Raw genomic sequence first — 15,804 nt, 5'->3', positions numbered from 1 at the left:
AGGATGATCAGGGAGTGGAAAATTGATTGTCTGCGGACTCAAACTCACGCACGACGGAGCGGTGGCCCTGCTCGAAGACGATCGCCTCGTTTTCAGCGTCGAGATGGAAAAGATAGGGAACGGCCTGCGGTACAGCACCGTCTCCGACCTCAGCCAGATCCCCGGAATTCTCGAGGATTTCGGCTACAAGCCGCAGGACGTCGACGAATGGGTCGTGGACGGCTGGGACGGTGACGTCTCGGGCGTGGTCTCCCTGCTGAGTTCCTCGGTCCCGGTGGAACTCGCCGTCGGTCCCTACCGGGAATCCGCGGCCTGCCCCGACCTGGCCGCGCCGGGAGCATCCGGTGAGTTCCCGATGGACGGCCGCACCTACCCCTACACGAGCTACGCGCACGCCGCCGGACACCTGGCGAGCGCCTACTGCTCCAGCCCCTTCGCCCGTCGGGGCGAGCCGTCCTTCGTCCTCGTCTGGGACGGCGGACTCTTCCCCCGGCTGTACTGGGCCGACCCCGACACCGGTGTGGAGAACCTCGGCGAACTCTTCCCGCTGCTCGGCCACGCCTACGCCATCGCCGGCCACCACTTCGGCCCGTTCCGCCGCGAGGTCCAGTCACCGACCGTGGACGACCTCTCGGTGGCCGGCAAACTGATGGCGTACATCGCGCTCGGACAGCCGCACGAGGACGTACTGACCGCGCTGCGCGAGGAGTTCCACCGGGTCTTCGAGAGCGACCTGCCCCGGTCCGTGGAGTACCGCCGGGCGGTCGGCGGCTACGGCAGCCTCTTCGAACCGTCGGTGCCCCCCGTCCACGAGTTCTTCCAGGCCGTACGCGACCGGGTGGAACCCCGGGGGATCGCCGACGAGCACGTCCTGGCGAGCGTCCACACCTTCTTCCAGGAACTCCTCCTGGAGCGCATCACCCGGAAGGTCCGCGCGGCGCGCGGACCGGGGCCGTTCAACCTGTGCTTCGCCGGCGGCTGCGCCCTGAACATCAAGTGGAACAACGCGCTGCGCGCCCTCCCCGAGTTCGCCGACGTCTGGGTTCCGCCGTTCCCCAACGACTCCGGATCGGCGATCGGCGCCGCCGTGCTCGGCAGGGCCCGGCACGAGGGCCTGCGCCCCGTCGACTGGCACGTACGGCTGGGCCCGGCCCTCCAGCCCAGCCCGCAGACCCCGGACGGCTGGACCGCGACGCCCTGCACCCCCGCCGAACTCGCCCGGGAACTCCATGAGTCGGGCATGCCCGTGGTCGTCCTCCAGGGGCGCGCCGAACTGGGGCCGCGGGCCCTCGGGGGCCGCAGCATCCTGGCCGCGCCCACCCGGGCGGCGATGAAGGACGAACTGAACCGGGTCAAGGACCGCGAGCCGTACCGCCCGGTCGCCCCGATCTGCCTCGTCGAGGAGGCCCCGGCCGTCTTCGCCCCGGGCACCCCCGACCCCTACATGCTGTTCGAGCACGAAGTGCGCCCCGAATGGCTCGACAGGGTCCCGGCGGTCGTCCACCTCGACGGCACGGCACGGCTCCAGACCGTCTCCCGGGACGACGACCCGTTCCTGGCGGAGGTGCTGACCGCCTACCACCGCCTCAGCGGCGTCCCCGTCCTGTGCAACACCAGCGCCAACCTCAACGGACACGGCTTCTTCCCGGACGTGGCCTCCGCCATGGCCTGGGGCAGGGTGGACCGGATCTGGAGCGACGGGGTGCTCCACCACCGCGGGGGCGCGTGATCCGGTACCCGTCCGTGGCCGGCACGGCGGCCGGGGGCGCGGAACGCGAGGCGCTCCGCGCGGTGGGGGCACTCGTCGGCGCCCTGCCGGTGATCAGGTCCCTCCACGGCGGCGCCGTGGTCGTCGTCGCGGGGCGGGCCGTGCTCGCCCCCGGCGCGCTGGGCGAGGCGTTCGCCCAGGACCTGGCGTTCCTGCGGTACAGCGGGGCCCGGCCGGTCGTCGTGCACGACGCCGGCCCCGAGCCGGTCCGGCGGGCCCCGGACGAGGACGAGGGCACCGCGCTGCGCACGGTGGCCGCGGGCCTGGTGCAGCGGCGCCTCGTCGGCCTCGTCAACGCCCACGGCCCGCTGGCCGTCGGCATCACGGGCGAGGACGGCCACACGCTCACCCGCACGGCCTCCGGAGACCTCGTGGCCGACCCCGGGGTCCTGCGCACGCTGCTCGACGACGGCCGTATCCCCGTGGTCGCCGCCGTCGCACACGGTGAGCACGGCCCCCACCCCGCCGGCGTGGTGCCGACGGCCCGCCTGCTCGCGGCCCACCTGTCCGCCCGGCGACTCCTGCTGCCCCGGGACGCGGTGGGAGCCGACACGACCGGGGCGAGCCTGCTCGACCCGTCCGCCCCCCACGCACTCCTGCGCACGCTGTACGAACCGGACGCACCGCAGGACGAGGCCCAGGAGGGCACGCCGGCGGATCCGGATGCCCGGAAGGTGCGGTGGGCCGGCCGGCCCTGGACGGAACCCGGCGGTGACGCCCGCGAACCCCGCTACCCGTCCTGACCCGCGCAACGCCCGACCTGCCCGGGGCGCACCGGCAGCGCCGGTGTGCTGCCGTAGCCGCGCTGCCGTCGCCGCGTCGGTGTGCTGCCGGTGATGTGTCGGTGCGTTGCCGCCGCCGTGTCGGTGCGCCGTCGTCGTCGCGCCGCGGGCACCGGCGCGGGCGGGATGCGCCACCCTGCTCGTCCCGCGCCCGCCCGTGCCGGAAGGGGGCACCGGCGACCCCGGCGCGGCGCGGTGCGGCGCGGACAGGCGGACGGCGATCCACGCCGCGCCCCCCGGCCGCCGTGTCGGTGCGCCGTCGTCGTCGCGCCGCGGGCATCGGCGCGGGCGGGATGCGCCACCCTGCTCGTCCCGCGCCCGCCCGTGCCGGGAAGGGACCGGCGACCCCGGCGCGGCGCGGCCCGGCGGACGGCGACCCACGCCCCGCCACCCGGCCGCCGCGGCGGCTCGCCGCGCCCGCAAGGGCGACCGGCATGCCGTGGCACCCCGGCCGGCACGGCCGCGTATGGGGCCGGTCCACGCCGGACCACCCCGGCACGCCGTCCCCTCCGCGCGCTTCCCCGGCCGACCGCGGCTCGTCCCGGCGTGCCGTCCCGCACCCCGCTCCCACCGGCCCGCCCGTTCACCCCGGCGTGCCGTGCCGTCCTCGGCCCTTCTCCGGACGGGACACCCGGTGCCCGGGAGGGGTAGAAGTGGAGTGTCGGCCGGAACAGTGAGGTGAGCGCTCCATGGACCTTGTGCTTGGTGCCCGGGACTCGGGGGCCGGGGTAGGTCGCGGGACCCTGCCCGGCGCGTCCCCCTGGCTGCCCTAGGTCCCGTACCGCATCGTGGATGCGGCTGCTGACCTGCGGGAAGACCCTGTCACCCGACTGCGCGGTGAGGCGGGCGCACCGGTGGGGCCGGCAGGCGGAAGGAGCGAGTGGGATGACAGGAGCGCAGCGGCGCCCGGAGCAGGCGGACCGTGCGGAGGGCGGCGCGGCGGATCCCAGCGGGCTGATGGATCTGCTGGGCGTCGCCGCGGTGCTGCTGGAGGCCGACGGCAGGATCGACATGTGGAGCCCGCAGGCGGAAAAACTGTTCGGCTACACCCGCAGCGAGGCGGTCGGGAGGTACGCGGCGCCGCTGCTCATCCACCCCGAGAACCAGGACGCGGTGATCACCCTGTTCGCCGACGTGATGGCGACGGGCCGGAGCTGGGCGGGGGCGTTTCCCGTCCGGCACAAGGACGGCAGTTCCCGGATGGTCGAGTTCCGCAACATGCGGCTGACGGACAACCTCGGTGACCACTACGCCCTGGGACTCGCCACGGACCGCGCCACCCTGCGGCAGGTGGAGCGGAACCTGGCCCTGTCCACCCGGCTGGTCACCCAGGCCCCGATCGGCCTGGCCGTGCTGGACAACGACCTGCGCTACCTGGCCGTCAACCCGGCCCTGGCGGCCATGCACGGCGTCCCCGAGGCCGGCCACATCGGCCGCGACTTCCGCGAGATCCTGCCCGGTGAACCCTTCCGGGACGCGGAGGCCGTGATGCGGCAGGTCCTCGCCTCCGGCGCCCCCGTGGTGGACCAGCAGGTGGTGGGCCGCACGGCCGCCGACCCGGAGCGCGATCACGCCTGGGCGGTGTCGGTGTACCGGCTGGAGGACCACCACGGGCACGTACTGGGCATCGCCACCATGGTCGTCGACGTCACCGACCGCTACGAGGCTGCCCGCAAGGCGGACCAGGCCCAGCAGCGCCTGCGTCTCGTGGCCAACGGCTCGTCCCGGATCGGCACCACCCTGGAGGTGGAGCGGACCGCGCGGGAACTGGCCGACGTCGTCGTGCCCGACCTGGCCGACATGGTCGCGGTGGACCTCCTGGACTCCGTCCTCCAGACGGGCCGTCCGGACGTCGGCGAGGGCCCTGCGCTGTTCCGCGCCCTGGCGGTGAAGACGGCCTATCCCACCGACGCCGCCGACGCCATCGTCCCGCCCGGCCGCCTCACCACGTACCACGCGGACCACCCGGCGGCCCACTGCATCCGCACCCGCCGTCCGCACCTGATCACCCATCTGGAGGATCACGCCCGGATCGCCTCCGGCCCCGAGGCCGCCCGCCTGCTGGCCCGGGCCGGGGTCCACTCCGACATGGCCGTCCCGCTCATCGCCCGCGGAGAGGTCATCGGCGTGATGGGCCTGGCCCGCGCCCGCAACCCCCAGCCGTTCGACGACGACGATCTGGCCCTCGCCTGCGAGCTGGCCTCCTCCGCCGCGCTGAGCATCGACAACGCCGTCCTGCACCAGCACATCCGCAGTGCCGCCGAGACCCTCCAGCGCAGCCTGCTGCCCCGGCTCTCGCCCCGCCATCCCGGCCTGGACGTCGCCGCCCGGTACCGGCCCGCGCAGGCCTTCAGCGAGGTCGGCGGCGACTGGTACGACGTGATCCCGCTCGACGGCGACCGGACCGCGCTCGCGGTGGGCGACGTCATGGGCAGCGGCATCCCGGCGGCCACCGCCATGGGCCGCCTGCGCACCGCCACCTCCACCCTCGCCGACCTCGACCTGGACCCGGCCCGGATCCTCACCCACCTCGACAAGATCACTCACGGTCTGGACCCGTACATCGCCACCTGCGTCTACGCGGTCTACGACCCCCACCGGGCCCTGCTGCACGTGGCCTCCGCCGGCCACCTGCCCCCGGTGCTGATGCGCGCCGGCAGGCCGCCGGAACTCCTAGACCTGCCCACCGGCATCCCGCTGGGAGTCGGCGGCGTCCCCTTCGAGACCACCACGCTCGCTCTGGAGCCCGGCGACCAGCTGGTCCTCTACACCGACGGGCTGGTCGAGACCCGCGACGACCCCATCGACGAACGGCTGGCGGACCTCCTGCGTCTCCTGGCACCGCGCGACCGCTCCACGGAGGACACCTGCGACCGGCTCCTGCGGGAGCTCCGCCACCCCGCCGGCCACGACGACGTCGCCCTCCTCATCGCCCGCGCCCAGCCCCTGTCGGCCCTGTGACGGCCGCGACGTCCGGCATCCGTCCACGCCCGTACGTCACCCGGCCGGCCTCAGCCGGGGAAGCGTCCCGTGGAGCGCAGCCGCCAGCGGCGTTCGGCGTAGGCGAGGTCGTCCCGCCACAGCCGCCCCGCCGCCGCCCGCACCAGTGGACGCAGCACGGGCGCCGCCCGGCGGGCGACGGCGAAACCCGGCCGGTCGGAGGCGGCCATCACGGCTTCGACGACCGCCGTACGCGGCCGGCCCCGCTCGTCCCGCCCCAGGGGCGTGGCATGGGTCTCGACCACGGAGCCCTGCCCCTCGCCCTCGGTGATGCGCATGACGACCGTGCGGGGTTCGGGGGCCGTGAACACGGCACGCACCGGTACGACGAGGCGTCCGGCCACCTTGAAGGACACGTCGACGGTGAAGGCGTCCTCGGTGCCCGGGCCGTCGGGTGATCCGACCACCGACAGGTCGACGAACGAGTACGGGTGGAACCACGCGCCGTGCCACGGGTCCAGGCGGTTGGCCACGACGTCCTCGGTCTCGCACACGCCCGTGCCGGTGTAGACGGCCGTCAGCGCACGCGCCCGCTCGGGCCTCGGCGCGACGACCGGGGCGTCCAGCGGCGCCTCACCGCCCGCCTCGTCCAGCCGCACCCACACCAGGACGCCGTCGTCGTGCACCGGCAGGGGAGCCCAGCCCGCGGACGGGCCACCGTCCAGGGCGAGCCCGTGCCAGTGGCAGACCAGGGTGCCGCAGCGTACGGGACTGTCCCGCAACGGTGCGCCGAGATGCGGGCAGATGCCGGGGCCGCCCACGAGGCGGCCGTCCGCGCCGCGCCAGACGACCACCTCCTGACCCGCCACGGTCCGCGCGAGCGGGCGGTCGGCACGCAGGGCGCCGGAGGCACCGACCACGTACCAGTTGCCGGACGGACGGGCCCGGGCCCGCTTCAGCGCCTGTGCGATGACAGCGGGCCGCGCCTCCCGCCAGGTGGGCCGCTGACGCTCCCACGGCACCGGGCGCCGCCGCAGCGACAACGGCAGCCGGCCGCGCCGGCCGGGGGGAACGGGGTTCACGCGACCTCCTCAGCGACCGGCGGGCACGAGGCGGCGCGCACGGCGGTGGGCACGGCGGTGGGCAGCGGGCTCGGCGCGGCGGGACGCCGCGGCCGGCGCCGCGCGGCCAGCCGGGCGGCGACCACCCGGACGAGCCCGTCGGCGGCCACCGCGGCCCGGCGCCGGCGCCCGACCGCCGCGCGGCGGTGCAGCACCGCGTACCCGTCCCGGGCGACCGCGTCCAGGATCCCGCCGTACAGGACGAACGCGGTACGGATGCACGGGCGGGACACCGGGTCCAGCATCGCCAGGCCCGGCGCCGCCTCCCGGTAGACACCGCGGGTCAGCGCCTCGAACTCGCGCAGCGCGCCCGTGATGCGGCGGTCGTGCCGCCCGGTGTCCCGGCTCCACCGCAGCAGCTCCCGGCCGACTCCGTGACCGGCGAGCAGATCGGCGGGCAGATAGACGCGCCCCCGGTCCAGGTCCTCTCCCACGTCGCGCAGGAAGTTGCTCAGCTGGAAGGCGACGCCCAGGGCGGCGGCGTACGGCGCGGCCTCCTCGCGGGGGACGACCGTCCCCAGCACCGGCAGCATCTGCAAACCGATCACCGCGGCCGAACCGTGCATGTAACCGCGCAGGTCGGCATAGGTGGCGTAGTCGGTCACCACCAGGTCGGCGCTCATGGCCGACATGAAGTCCCGGAAATGGGCGTGCTCGATGCCGTAACGGCGTGCGGTGTCGGCGAGCGCCAGCACCACCGGTTCGCGGCTGTGTCCGTCGCGCAGCCCCTCGTCCAGGCTCCGCCGCAGTTCCCCCAGCACCTCGCCGCGCCGCCCGGCGTCCAGGCCCGGGTCGAGGGAGTCGACGATGTCGTCCGCCCAGCGGGCGAAGCCGTACAGGGCGTGCACGGCGGGCCGGCGCTCGACCGGCAGCAGCCGGGTGGCGAGGAAGTACGTCTTGCCGTGCCGTGCGTTGAGCGCACGGCAGTGGTGGTACGCCGCACGCAGCGCCGGATCGCCGATCCCCGCCGCGTCCAGTTCACGGTCCGTCATACGCTGCTTTCCTCCACGGGCTTCGGCGTGATCTGCGGCCGGGTGGGCGCGGGGTGCGGCAGGCCGGTGATCCGCGCGGCGGCGAGCTTCCCCGACACCAGCACGGTCGGCACGCCGACGCCCGGCGTCGTGCCGCAGCCGGCCAGGACCGCGTTCTCGGTGCCCCGCACCAGGTTGCGCGGCCGGAAAGGGCCGGTCTGGGCGAAGGTGTGGGCCGCCGAGAAGGGCGTCCCGGCGGCGTGGCCCGCGGCCCGCCAGGTGGCCGGGGTGACGAGGCACTCCTCCTCGACGGCGGCCTCGATGCCGTCCAGGCCGCGCCGCTCCAGCTCGCGCAGCAGTGTCCGCCGGTAGCGGGGGCCGAGTTCGCCCCACGCGAGGGCGTCCGGTCCGATGTCGGTGTTGGGGCACGGCGCGAGGACGTAGTGCAGGTGCCGGCCCGGGGGAGCGAGCCCGGGATCGGTGGCGGTGGGCCGGGTGATGAGCAGGGAGGGATCGCTCATCAGCCGCCCGGTGCGGGTGAGTTCGTCGAACGTGGTGCCCCAGGCCGCGCCGAAGGAGATGGTGTGGTGGGCCAGCTGCGGCCAGGTGCGGTCCGTTCCCAGGTGCAGCACCACGGCGGACGGTGAGTGGCGCAGGCGCAGCGGCCGGCGGGGGCGGCGGCCGAGGAGCCGGTAGGTGACCGGGAGGTCCGGGGTGAGGACCACGCTGTCGCAGGGGATGCGTTCCCGGTCGGTGACGACGGCGGTGACGCGCGCCCCCGAGCGTTCCAGCCGGATCACCTCCTGCCCGTAGCGCAGGTCGGCGCCCGCGTCGGCGGCGGCGTCCGCCATGGCCCGCGGCAGCGCGTGCATGCCGCCCCGGGGGAAGTACACGCCGGCGACGGTGTCCATGTAGGCGATGACGGCGTACGCGGCCAGGGCGCGGGCGGGCGGCACCCCCGCGTACAGGGACTGGAAGGAGAACACCCGGCGCAGCCGTTCGTCGGTGAGGAACCGACCGATCCGGGCATCGAGCCGGCCGAAGCCGCCGAGCGCGGCCAGCCGGGCGAGGTCGGGGGTCAGCAGGTTCAGCGGGGAGTCGAAGTTGGCGTCGATGAAGCGGCGCATCTGCGCCCGGTACAGCTTCTCCAGCCAGTCGCGCAGCCGCCGGTAGCCCGCCGCCTCCCGGGGTCCGGCGAACCGTTCCACCTCCGCCGCCATCGCGTCGGCGCCGGTGTGCACGTCGAGCGTGGCGCCGTCCGCGAAGCGGGCCCGGTAGGCCGGGTGCAGGGGAATCAGGTCGACCCGCCGGTACAGGCTGTCACCGACGGCCGCGAAGGCCTCGTCGGCGAGGTCGGGCATGGTCAGCACGGTCGGGCCGGTGTCGAACCGGTAACCGCCCAGGTCGAGGCGTCCGGCCCGGCCGCCGGGCAGCGGGTCCCGCTCGACGACGGTGACGCGGCGTCCGGCGCCGAGCAGGTGCAGCGCGGCCGACAGCCCGGCCAGACCGGCTCCCACGACCACGACGTGATCGCTGCGCCCGGGCAGCGTACGCGTCATCGTCCGCACTCCTTCGCACCCGAACCGGCCAGCAACGCCGCCACGGACACGCCCACGTCGTCGCCGCAACAGGGACCACTGCCACCGGGAGGCACGGACTCCGGCCCGCCGGATACCGGCACGTCGCCCGCGGACGGCCACGGGGCCCCGCTGCCTGCCGACGCCCGCTTGCCGTCGCCGCCTGCCGACGCCCGCTTGCCGTCGCCGGCAGCCGACCGGCCGTCGCCAGCAGCCCGCCCGTCGTCTCCGGAAGTCGGCCCGCTGTCGCCGGCAGCCGACCGGCCGTCGCCGGTAGCCGACCCGTGTCCGGTAGGCGCGGATGCCGGCCCGTCACCGGTGGGCGGCCGCCCTCCGTCCTGGGCAGCCCACCGGCCGTCTCTAGCAGCCCGCTTGCCGTCTCCGGCAGCCGACCCGCCCTCTCCGGCAGTCGGCCCGCCGTCCCCGGGACCCGGCCCGGCGTGCGCGCAGGGCGCCGGTCGCTCGTGGTTCGTGCATTCCGGTCCGGCAGGCGCGGGTCCCGGTTCGTCACCGGTGGAGGCCCACCGGCCGTCTCCGGCAGCCGGCCCGCCGTCTCTGGCAGCCGGCCCGCCGTCCCCGGAAGCCGATCGGCCGTCCGGGCACGGCGGCCGTGGCCCGTGCTCCGTGGAGGCCGGTCCGTCGCCCGCGGCGGCGAGGAGGTGGCGGAGCCGGATACCGGGCTCGTGCGCGAGGCGGGCGTCGTCGAGGTGGTGCAGGCTCTGGGCGATCAGGCGGCCGATCCTGTCCTCCACCGCCGCCCGGGCGCCCGTGCCGGTGAGCACCTCCCGCACCCGGTCAAGATCGGGCGCCGTCAGACCCTCGTTGCCCAGCGCGCGGCGCAGGACGGTCAGGGCGGATCGGTCGCCGCTGGTCTCGGCGCGGACCCGGGCCAGAGCCACCAGGTACGTCGGTTTGCCCTCGCGGATGTCACCGCCGCAGGGTTTCCCGGTCCGCCGGGGGTCACCGAAGACGTCGTCCAGGTCGTCCCGCAGCTGGAAGGCCATGCCGGCACAGCGGCCGGCCGAGCGCAGCGCGCCCGTCGTGGCGTCGTCCGCGTCCGCGAGCGCGGCGCCCAGCGCCAGGGGCCGCTCGACGGAGTACCGGGCGCTCTTGAGGCAGGCCGCCCGCAGCGCCCGGGACAGGGAGTACGCACCCGTGATCTGTCCCTGTACGTCCAGATACTGACCGGCCACCATCTCCGTGCGCATGTCGCTCCACAGACGCCGCACGGCGGACGCCCGCACCGGGTCGAGCGGTGTCTCGGCGACCAGGTCGTCCGACCAGGCGAGCGCCAGATCGCCGGCCAGCAGCCCGGCCGCCTCCCCGAAGCGGCCCACGCGCCGGGGCGAGGCCGAACCGGCGTACTGGGCGCTCAGCTCGGCGTGCAGCGCCGGCCGGCCGCGGCGCCGGACCGAGCCGTCCATCACGTCGTCGTGCACCAGGGCGCAGGTCTGGAGGAGTTCGAGCGCGGCGCCGATCCGCAGGGCCGACGCCGTCAGCGCCTCACCGGTGCCGCCACAGGCACGCAGTGACCACCACAGCAGCTGTGAGCGGGCCCGTTTGCCCCCGGTCCGGGTGAACCGCACGACACTCCCGGCCAGTTCCTCGGCGAACAGGACGTCCATGGCGCGGGCGCGGGCGACACGGTCGGCCAGGAAGTGGTCCAGCACCCGGGCCACGGCGGCGGTCACGTCCGCGTCGGTCACGCCCGCGTCCCCCGTGCCCGGCGGGATCGCCCCCTGGGTCTCGCCAATTGCGCCGTCCGGGCGCACCCGGAGGGGGGAACCCGACAGCGGCACCGGGCGCGGGAGGGGTGGCGGTGCGACCGCATGGTGTTCCTTCGCCTGTGTGGGGCGCATCCCGGTTCCTCTCGTCCTGATCACAGAGCAGTTCGTCTCCACGTCTTCGGCGTGTGGGCCGGACGCGGATGCGGTACGGGCCGAGGCGCGACGGACCGCTTGTGACGATGCCTTCCACATCCCTCACGCACCGTGGCCGACGCGTGTCGCATACGAGTGACCCGCATCCGTTCGGGCACACGGGCCGGAACAGGGGCCGGGTGCGCGACACGCACCGGGACGCACAGCACGGAAGGAGCCGTCGTGCCGGAGACGGAGGTGGCCGTCATCGGGGCCGGAGCCGCCGGCCTGTCCCTGGCCCACCGTCTGGCCGGGCCCGCGCCGGGACTGCGCACGCCGTCCGTGGTCCTCGTCGACGCGCCGCCCGGCCCGCTGCGCGCACCCCGCCGCACCTGGTGTTTCTGGGAGGCCGGCCGAGGGCGCTTCGACGCCGCGGTGACGGCCTCCTGGCGGCATCTGCGGGTACGGCCACCGGCGGGGCCCCCGTTCGAAGGGGACCTCGGGCGGCTGCGGTACAAGATGATCCGCTCCGACGACTTCGAGGACCTGGTCGCCGGGGACCTGGCGCGCAGCCCCCACGTACGGCGCCTGGAGGCCACCGTCGAGACGGTGGAGGAGGTGCCCGGCGGCGCCCGCGTCCGGCTGAGGAACCCCGACGGCACACCGGGGGTCCTCGACGCCCGTTGGGTGTTCGACTCCCGGCCGCTCGGCAGCCTGCCCGCCGCCCGGACCACACTCCTCCAGCACTTCCACGGCTGGTTCGTCCGCACCGCCGGGCCGGTCTTCGACCCCGCCACCGCCGACCTGATGGACTTCCGCACCCCCCAGCCCGCCGACGGCCTGTCGTTCGGTTACGTGCTGCCCACCGGACCGCACGAGGCCCTCGTGGAGTACACCGAGTTCTCACCGCGGCCCCTGACCGACAGCGGGTACGAGGCTGCGGTACGGCACTACACGCACGACGTCCTGGGGCTCGGCGACCTCCAGGTCCTCGCCACCGAGACCGGGGTCATCCCGATGACGGACGCCCCGATGCCACGTCAGGTCGGCGCGTCCGTCTTCCGTATCGGCGCCGCCGGCGGCGCCACCCGCCCGGCCACCGGCTACACCTTCTCCGGCCTGCAACGCCAGACCGCGGCCGTCGCCGCCGCCCTGCGCCGGGGGCGCCGGCCCGTGCCGCCCCCGGCCCACTCCGCCCGCTCGCGCGCCATGGACGCCGTACTGCTGCGCGCCCTGGCGAGCGGCCGGGTCGACGGCCCCGCCCTGTTCTGCGGGCTGTTCCGCCACGTGCCCACGCCCACACTCCTGCGGTTCCTCGACGGACGCACCCGTCTGCGCGAGGACCTGGCCATCGGCCTGCGCACCCCGATCGGCCCGATGTTGCGCTCGGCGCTGGAACTGCCGGGCCTGCCCCGCCGCCCCTTCGACTGACCGGCCCGCCCCGCACACCTCCACATCCGGCCCTCCCGGGCCACCCGACAAGTCACGGAGACCGCATGACCCTGCTGCGTGACGCGGACCTCGCCGCCGCGTTCGACCACGCCGCCCGCAGCTACGACACGCTGGTGGCCGCCAACCCCGGCTACCACGCCCACCTGAGGCGCTCGGTACGCCGTCTGGGGCTGCCCGGACACGGCGCGGGCCTGCGGCTGCTGGACCTCGGCTGCGGCACCGGCGCCTCGACGGCCGCGCTCCGCTCCGTCCTGCCGGCCGCGCACATCACCGCCGTCGACGCCTCCGCCGGCATGCTGGACCGGGCCGCCGCCAAGCCCTGGGCGAGCGAGGTGACCTTCGTGCGGGCACCGGCGGAAGGCCTGGCCGAGGCGGGGGTGAGCGGGCCGTTCGACGCGGTCTTCGCCGCCTACCTCTTCCGCAACGTGTCCGATCCCGACGCCGTCCTGACCACCGCCCGCGACCTGCTCGCGCCCGGCGGCCGGCTCGGCGTGCACGAGTACACCCTGAGCGGCCGGCGCGCCGACCGCGCCGTGTGGACGCTGGTGTGCCGGGGGCTGGTCCAGCCCACGGCGTCCGCGCTCGGCGACGGCGAGCTGTACCGCCATCTGTGGCGCAGCGTCGTGGAGTTCGACACCGCCGACCGGTTCGCCGGCCGCGTCCGCGCGGCCGGCTTCGAGCATGTCCGTGCCCTTCCCCTGCCGGGCTGGCAGACGGGCATCACCCACACCTTCGTCGCCCGCCGCCCGGAGACCGCCCGCGGCTCGCAGACCACCTCCCGCCCGGAGGCGGCCCGCGGTCCGCAGATCACCTCCCGCCCGGAGGCGGCCCCTCGCCCGGAGACCGCCCGCGGCTCGCAGACCACCCCCCGTCCGGAGGCCGCGGGATGACCGGAGCCAGGAACCCGGACGCCGCCCGCCGCGGCCGGGACCGGCGGGCCCGGCTGCTCCCGGCGCCCCCCGGGACGCGACGCGTGGAAGGCGCCCGCCCCACCACGGCCGTCATCGGCGGCGGCATCGCCGGTCTCGCCGCCGCCACGGCACTCGCCGAGCGCGGCGTCGGCGTGACGCTGTACGAGAGCCGGCCCTACCTCGGCGGACGGGTCGGCGGATGGCCGACCACCCTCCGGGACGGCACACCGGTGACCATGAGCCGCGGCTTCCACGCCTTCTTCCGCCAGTACTACAACCTGCGCGGGCTGCTCCGCCGTACCGACCCCGGCCTGCGGCGGCTGACCGGCCTGCCGGACTACCCGCTGCTGCACGCCGGCGGACTGCGGGACAGCTTCCGCCATGTCCCGCGCACCCCGCCGTGGAGCGCGCTCGGCTTCGTCGCGCTCAGCCCCTCCTTCGGCCTGCGGGACCTCGGGGACATGGACCCGGTCGCGGCTCTGCCGCTGCTCGACGTACGCGTCCCCGGCGTCTACGACCGGCTCGACCGCATCAGCGCCCACGACTTCCTGCACGCCGTCCGCTTCCCCGAGAAGGCCCGGCACCTGGCGTTCGAGGTGTTCTCGCGGAGTTTCTTCGCCGACCCCCGGCACCTCTCGGCGGCCGAGATGGCACTGATGTTCCACATCTACTTCCTCGGTTCCGCCGAGGGCCTGCTGTTCGACGTGCCCCGCGCGCCCTTCCCCGCCGCCCTGTGGCAGCCGCTGGCCGGCTACCTGGAGGGGCACGGCGCCGACGTACGCACCGGCGCGGCCGTCGAACACCTCGCGCCGGCCCGGGACGGCGGCTTCCTGGTGAGCACCGACCGGGACGAGCGGCACCACGACAGCGCCGTCCTGGCCCTGGACGGCGCGGGCCTGCGCTCCCTCGTGGCCCGGTCGGACCGGCTGGGCGACGAACCGTGGCGCGAGCGGATCGCCCGGCTGCGCAACGCCCCGCCGTTCCTGGTCACCCGGCTGTGGCTGGACCGGCCCGTGGCGCCCGGCCGGCCCGGATTCCTCGGTACGAGCGGCTTCGCGACCCTGGACAACATCAGCGTCCTGGAGCGCTGGGAGGACGAGGCCGCCCGCTGGGCCGCGCGCACCGGAGGATCCGTGGTCGAACTGCACGCCTACGCGGTACCGCCCACGGCGCCCCGGGACGTCGAGGAGAAGCGCCTGGTCGAACAGATGCACCGCGTCTACCCCGAGACGCGTACGGCCGCGATCGTCGACGTCCGCCACGAATGGCGCGAGGACTGCCCCCTGTTCCCGGTGGGCGGCTACCGCGACCGGCCGACCGTCCGCACCCCGGACCCGCGTCTCGTGGTGGCGGGCGACCTCGTCCGCACCGGCCTGCCCGTGGCACTGATGGAACGGGCCGCGACGACCGGCTTCCTGGCCGCGAACGCGCTGCTGGAGCGGTGGGGTGTGCGGGGCCAGACCCTGTGGACGGTGCCGGACCGCGGGCGGAGCGCCGTACTGCGGGGCCTGGCCGGGTGGACGGGGAACGGCGCACGTCACAGACGCGACCGCCGGCCGGGAGCGGGCTCGCCGCACCCGGCCGGAGAGTGACAGGATGGCGGGATGCAGTGGGAGTCAGGGGCGGTCGTACGGGTCACCCGGCACCGTCGTGTCTTCGAGGTCACGGTGCGCGGAGAGATCGACTACGACGAGTGCGACCTGCTCGGTGCCGCCTGGGACGAGGCCGACGACTGCGCGCTGCCGGTCACTGTGGTGGATCTCACCGGTCTGACCTTCGGTGACAGCCAGCTGCTCCGCTCCCTCCTCGACGCGCGCCGGCGCCACCAGGCGGACGGCCGCTCCTTCGTCCTCCTCGGCCCGCTCCAGGCAAGTGTCGACCGCCTGCTCACCATCAGCGGCACCCGCGAGTACTTCACCCTCACCGACTCCCGTGAGGCGGCACTGCGCACCACGGACGGCTGACGGCCCCTCGGATCCGCCTCCCGGAACACAATGACCGGCGGACAGGCATGAGCGGCCTGCGACCGGGTAGCCGGGCCCCATCAACAAGTCGTCCGGTACGGGCGGCGTGCGTACCCGGGAGGGGAACACCTTGACGGCAGTGAGCGTGGCGAAAACGGACAGGCGTGCGACGACCCATGCGGTCGGGCTGCCGGAGGTCGCGGATCCCACGGCTGTGGCTCCTCGGGATGCGCGGGAGTTGTCGAAGGTGTTCTTCGATCAGCTGGCGGTGCTGGAGGAGGGTTCGGCGGAGTTCCAGTATGCGCGGAACACGTTGATCGAGATGAACATGTCTTTGGTGCGGTTCGCTGCGGCGCGGTTCCGTAGTCGTGGGCCGGAGGAGATGGAGGACATTGTTCAGGTCGGGATGATCGGTTTGATCAAGGCGATCGACCGGTTCGAGTTGACGCGTGAGGTGGA

At 75.0% G+C, this 15,804-nt stretch carries 12 protein-coding genes; 8 read left to right on the top strand and 4 right to left on the bottom strand.

The window, feature by feature from the left end:
* The first annotated feature begins 22 nt into the window (after positions 1-22).
* The 3 genes from ABZ117_RS20270 to ABZ117_RS20260 all read left to right on the top strand — a co-directional run bounded on the left by ABZ117_RS20270 (position 23) and on the right by ABZ117_RS20260 (position 5,511).
* Positions 23-1,729 carry a carbamoyltransferase N-terminal domain-containing protein gene (locus ABZ117_RS20270; protein WP_356822596.1) on the top strand — a complete coding sequence of 569 codons (1,707 nt, stop codon included), beginning with the start codon at positions 23-25 and terminating at the stop codon, positions 1,727-1,729.
* The gene (locus ABZ117_RS20265; RefSeq protein WP_356822594.1) at positions 1,726-2,511 is read left to right on the top strand and encodes a hypothetical protein; all 786 of its coding nucleotides are present in this window, start codon (positions 1,726-1,728) and stop codon (positions 2,509-2,511) included. The genes ABZ117_RS20270 and ABZ117_RS20265 overlap by 4 nt, the downstream gene beginning before the upstream one ends.
* Before the next feature lie 924 nt (positions 2,512-3,435).
* Positions 3,436-5,511 (top strand): SpoIIE family protein phosphatase, encoded by a 2,076-nt coding sequence (locus tag ABZ117_RS20260; protein WP_356822592.1) that lies wholly within the window; start codon positions 3,436-3,438, stop codon positions 5,509-5,511.
* A gap of 50 nt (positions 5,512-5,561) precedes the next feature.
* On the opposite strand, the gene ABZ117_RS20255 is transcribed toward ABZ117_RS20260, so the two are convergent.
* From ABZ117_RS20255 to ABZ117_RS20240, 4 genes are read right to left on the bottom strand one after another with little or no spacing between them, the layout of a single operon-like run.
* Complete coding sequence (locus ABZ117_RS20255; protein ID WP_356822590.1) at positions 5,562-6,572, bottom strand: DUF5914 domain-containing protein; 1,011 nt, start codon at positions 6,570-6,572, stop codon at positions 5,562-5,564.
* A complete protein-coding gene (locus ABZ117_RS20250) occupies positions 6,569-7,603 on the bottom strand; it encodes a phytoene/squalene synthase family protein (protein ID WP_356822588.1) in 1,035 nt (344 codons plus the stop codon). Before ABZ117_RS20250 ends, ABZ117_RS20255 begins: the two co-directional genes overlap by 4 nt.
* The gene (locus ABZ117_RS20245) at positions 7,600-9,141 is read right to left on the bottom strand and encodes a phytoene desaturase (RefSeq protein WP_356822586.1); all 1,542 of its coding nucleotides are present in this window, start codon (positions 9,139-9,141) and stop codon (positions 7,600-7,602) included. Before ABZ117_RS20245 ends, ABZ117_RS20250 begins: the two co-directional genes overlap by 4 nt.
* A complete protein-coding gene (locus ABZ117_RS20240; RefSeq protein WP_356822584.1) occupies positions 9,138-10,865 on the bottom strand; it encodes a polyprenyl synthetase family protein in 1,728 nt (575 codons plus the stop codon). Before ABZ117_RS20240 ends, ABZ117_RS20245 begins: the two co-directional genes overlap by 4 nt.
* A 396-nt stretch (positions 10,866-11,261) precedes the next feature.
* On the opposite strand from ABZ117_RS20240, the gene ABZ117_RS20235 reads away from it, so the two are divergent.
* The 5 genes from ABZ117_RS20235 to ABZ117_RS20215 all read left to right on the top strand — a co-directional run.
* Positions 11,262-12,449: a lycopene cyclase family protein gene (locus ABZ117_RS20235; protein WP_356822582.1), complete on the top strand. Its 1,188-nt coding sequence runs from the start codon at positions 11,262-11,264 to the stop codon at positions 12,447-12,449.
* A gap of 65 nt (positions 12,450-12,514) precedes the next feature.
* Complete coding sequence (locus ABZ117_RS20230) at positions 12,515-13,360, top strand: class I SAM-dependent methyltransferase (protein WP_356822580.1); 846 nt, start codon at positions 12,515-12,517, stop codon at positions 13,358-13,360.
* On the top strand, positions 13,357-14,973 hold the full coding sequence (locus ABZ117_RS20225; RefSeq protein WP_356822578.1) for an FAD-dependent oxidoreductase: 1,617 nt from the start codon (positions 13,357-13,359) through the stop codon (positions 14,971-14,973). The genes ABZ117_RS20230 and ABZ117_RS20225 overlap by 4 nt, the downstream gene beginning before the upstream one ends.
* A gap of 12 nt (positions 14,974-14,985) precedes the next feature.
* On the top strand, positions 14,986-15,345 hold the full coding sequence (locus ABZ117_RS20220; RefSeq protein WP_356822576.1) for an STAS domain-containing protein: 360 nt from the start codon (positions 14,986-14,988) through the stop codon (positions 15,343-15,345).
* A gap of 130 nt (positions 15,346-15,475) precedes the next feature.
* Positions 15,476-15,804 (top strand): sigma factor (locus ABZ117_RS20215; protein WP_356822575.1); only part of this gene is annotated, 329 nt, incomplete at its 3' end.

Source organism: Streptomyces sp. NPDC006309, assembly GCF_040613095.1.
Taxonomy (GTDB): domain Bacteria; phylum Actinomycetota; class Actinomycetes; order Streptomycetales; family Streptomycetaceae; genus Streptomyces.
Note: the sequence above shows the minus strand (reverse complement) of the source record. Positions and strands in the feature narration are given on the sequence as shown.

Coding starts and splice junctions, on each gene's coding strand:
- ABZ117_RS20225 (WP_356822578.1), top strand. CDS start 13,357: ATGACCGGAGCCAGGAACCCGGACGCCGCCCGCCGCGGCCGGGACCGG.
- ABZ117_RS20220 (WP_356822576.1), top strand. CDS start 14,986: ATGCAGTGGGAGTCAGGGGCGGTCGTACGGGTCACCCGGCACCGTCGT.
- ABZ117_RS20245 (WP_356822586.1), bottom strand. CDS start 9,141: ATGACGCGTACGCTGCCCGGGCGCAGCGATCACGTCGTGGTCGTGGGA.
- ABZ117_RS20250 (WP_356822588.1), bottom strand. CDS start 7,603: ATGACGGACCGTGAACTGGACGCGGCGGGGATCGGCGATCCGGCGCTG.
- ABZ117_RS20260 (WP_356822592.1), top strand. CDS start 3,436: ATGACAGGAGCGCAGCGGCGCCCGGAGCAGGCGGACCGTGCGGAGGGC.
- ABZ117_RS20230 (WP_356822580.1), top strand. CDS start 12,515: ATGACCCTGCTGCGTGACGCGGACCTCGCCGCCGCGTTCGACCACGCC.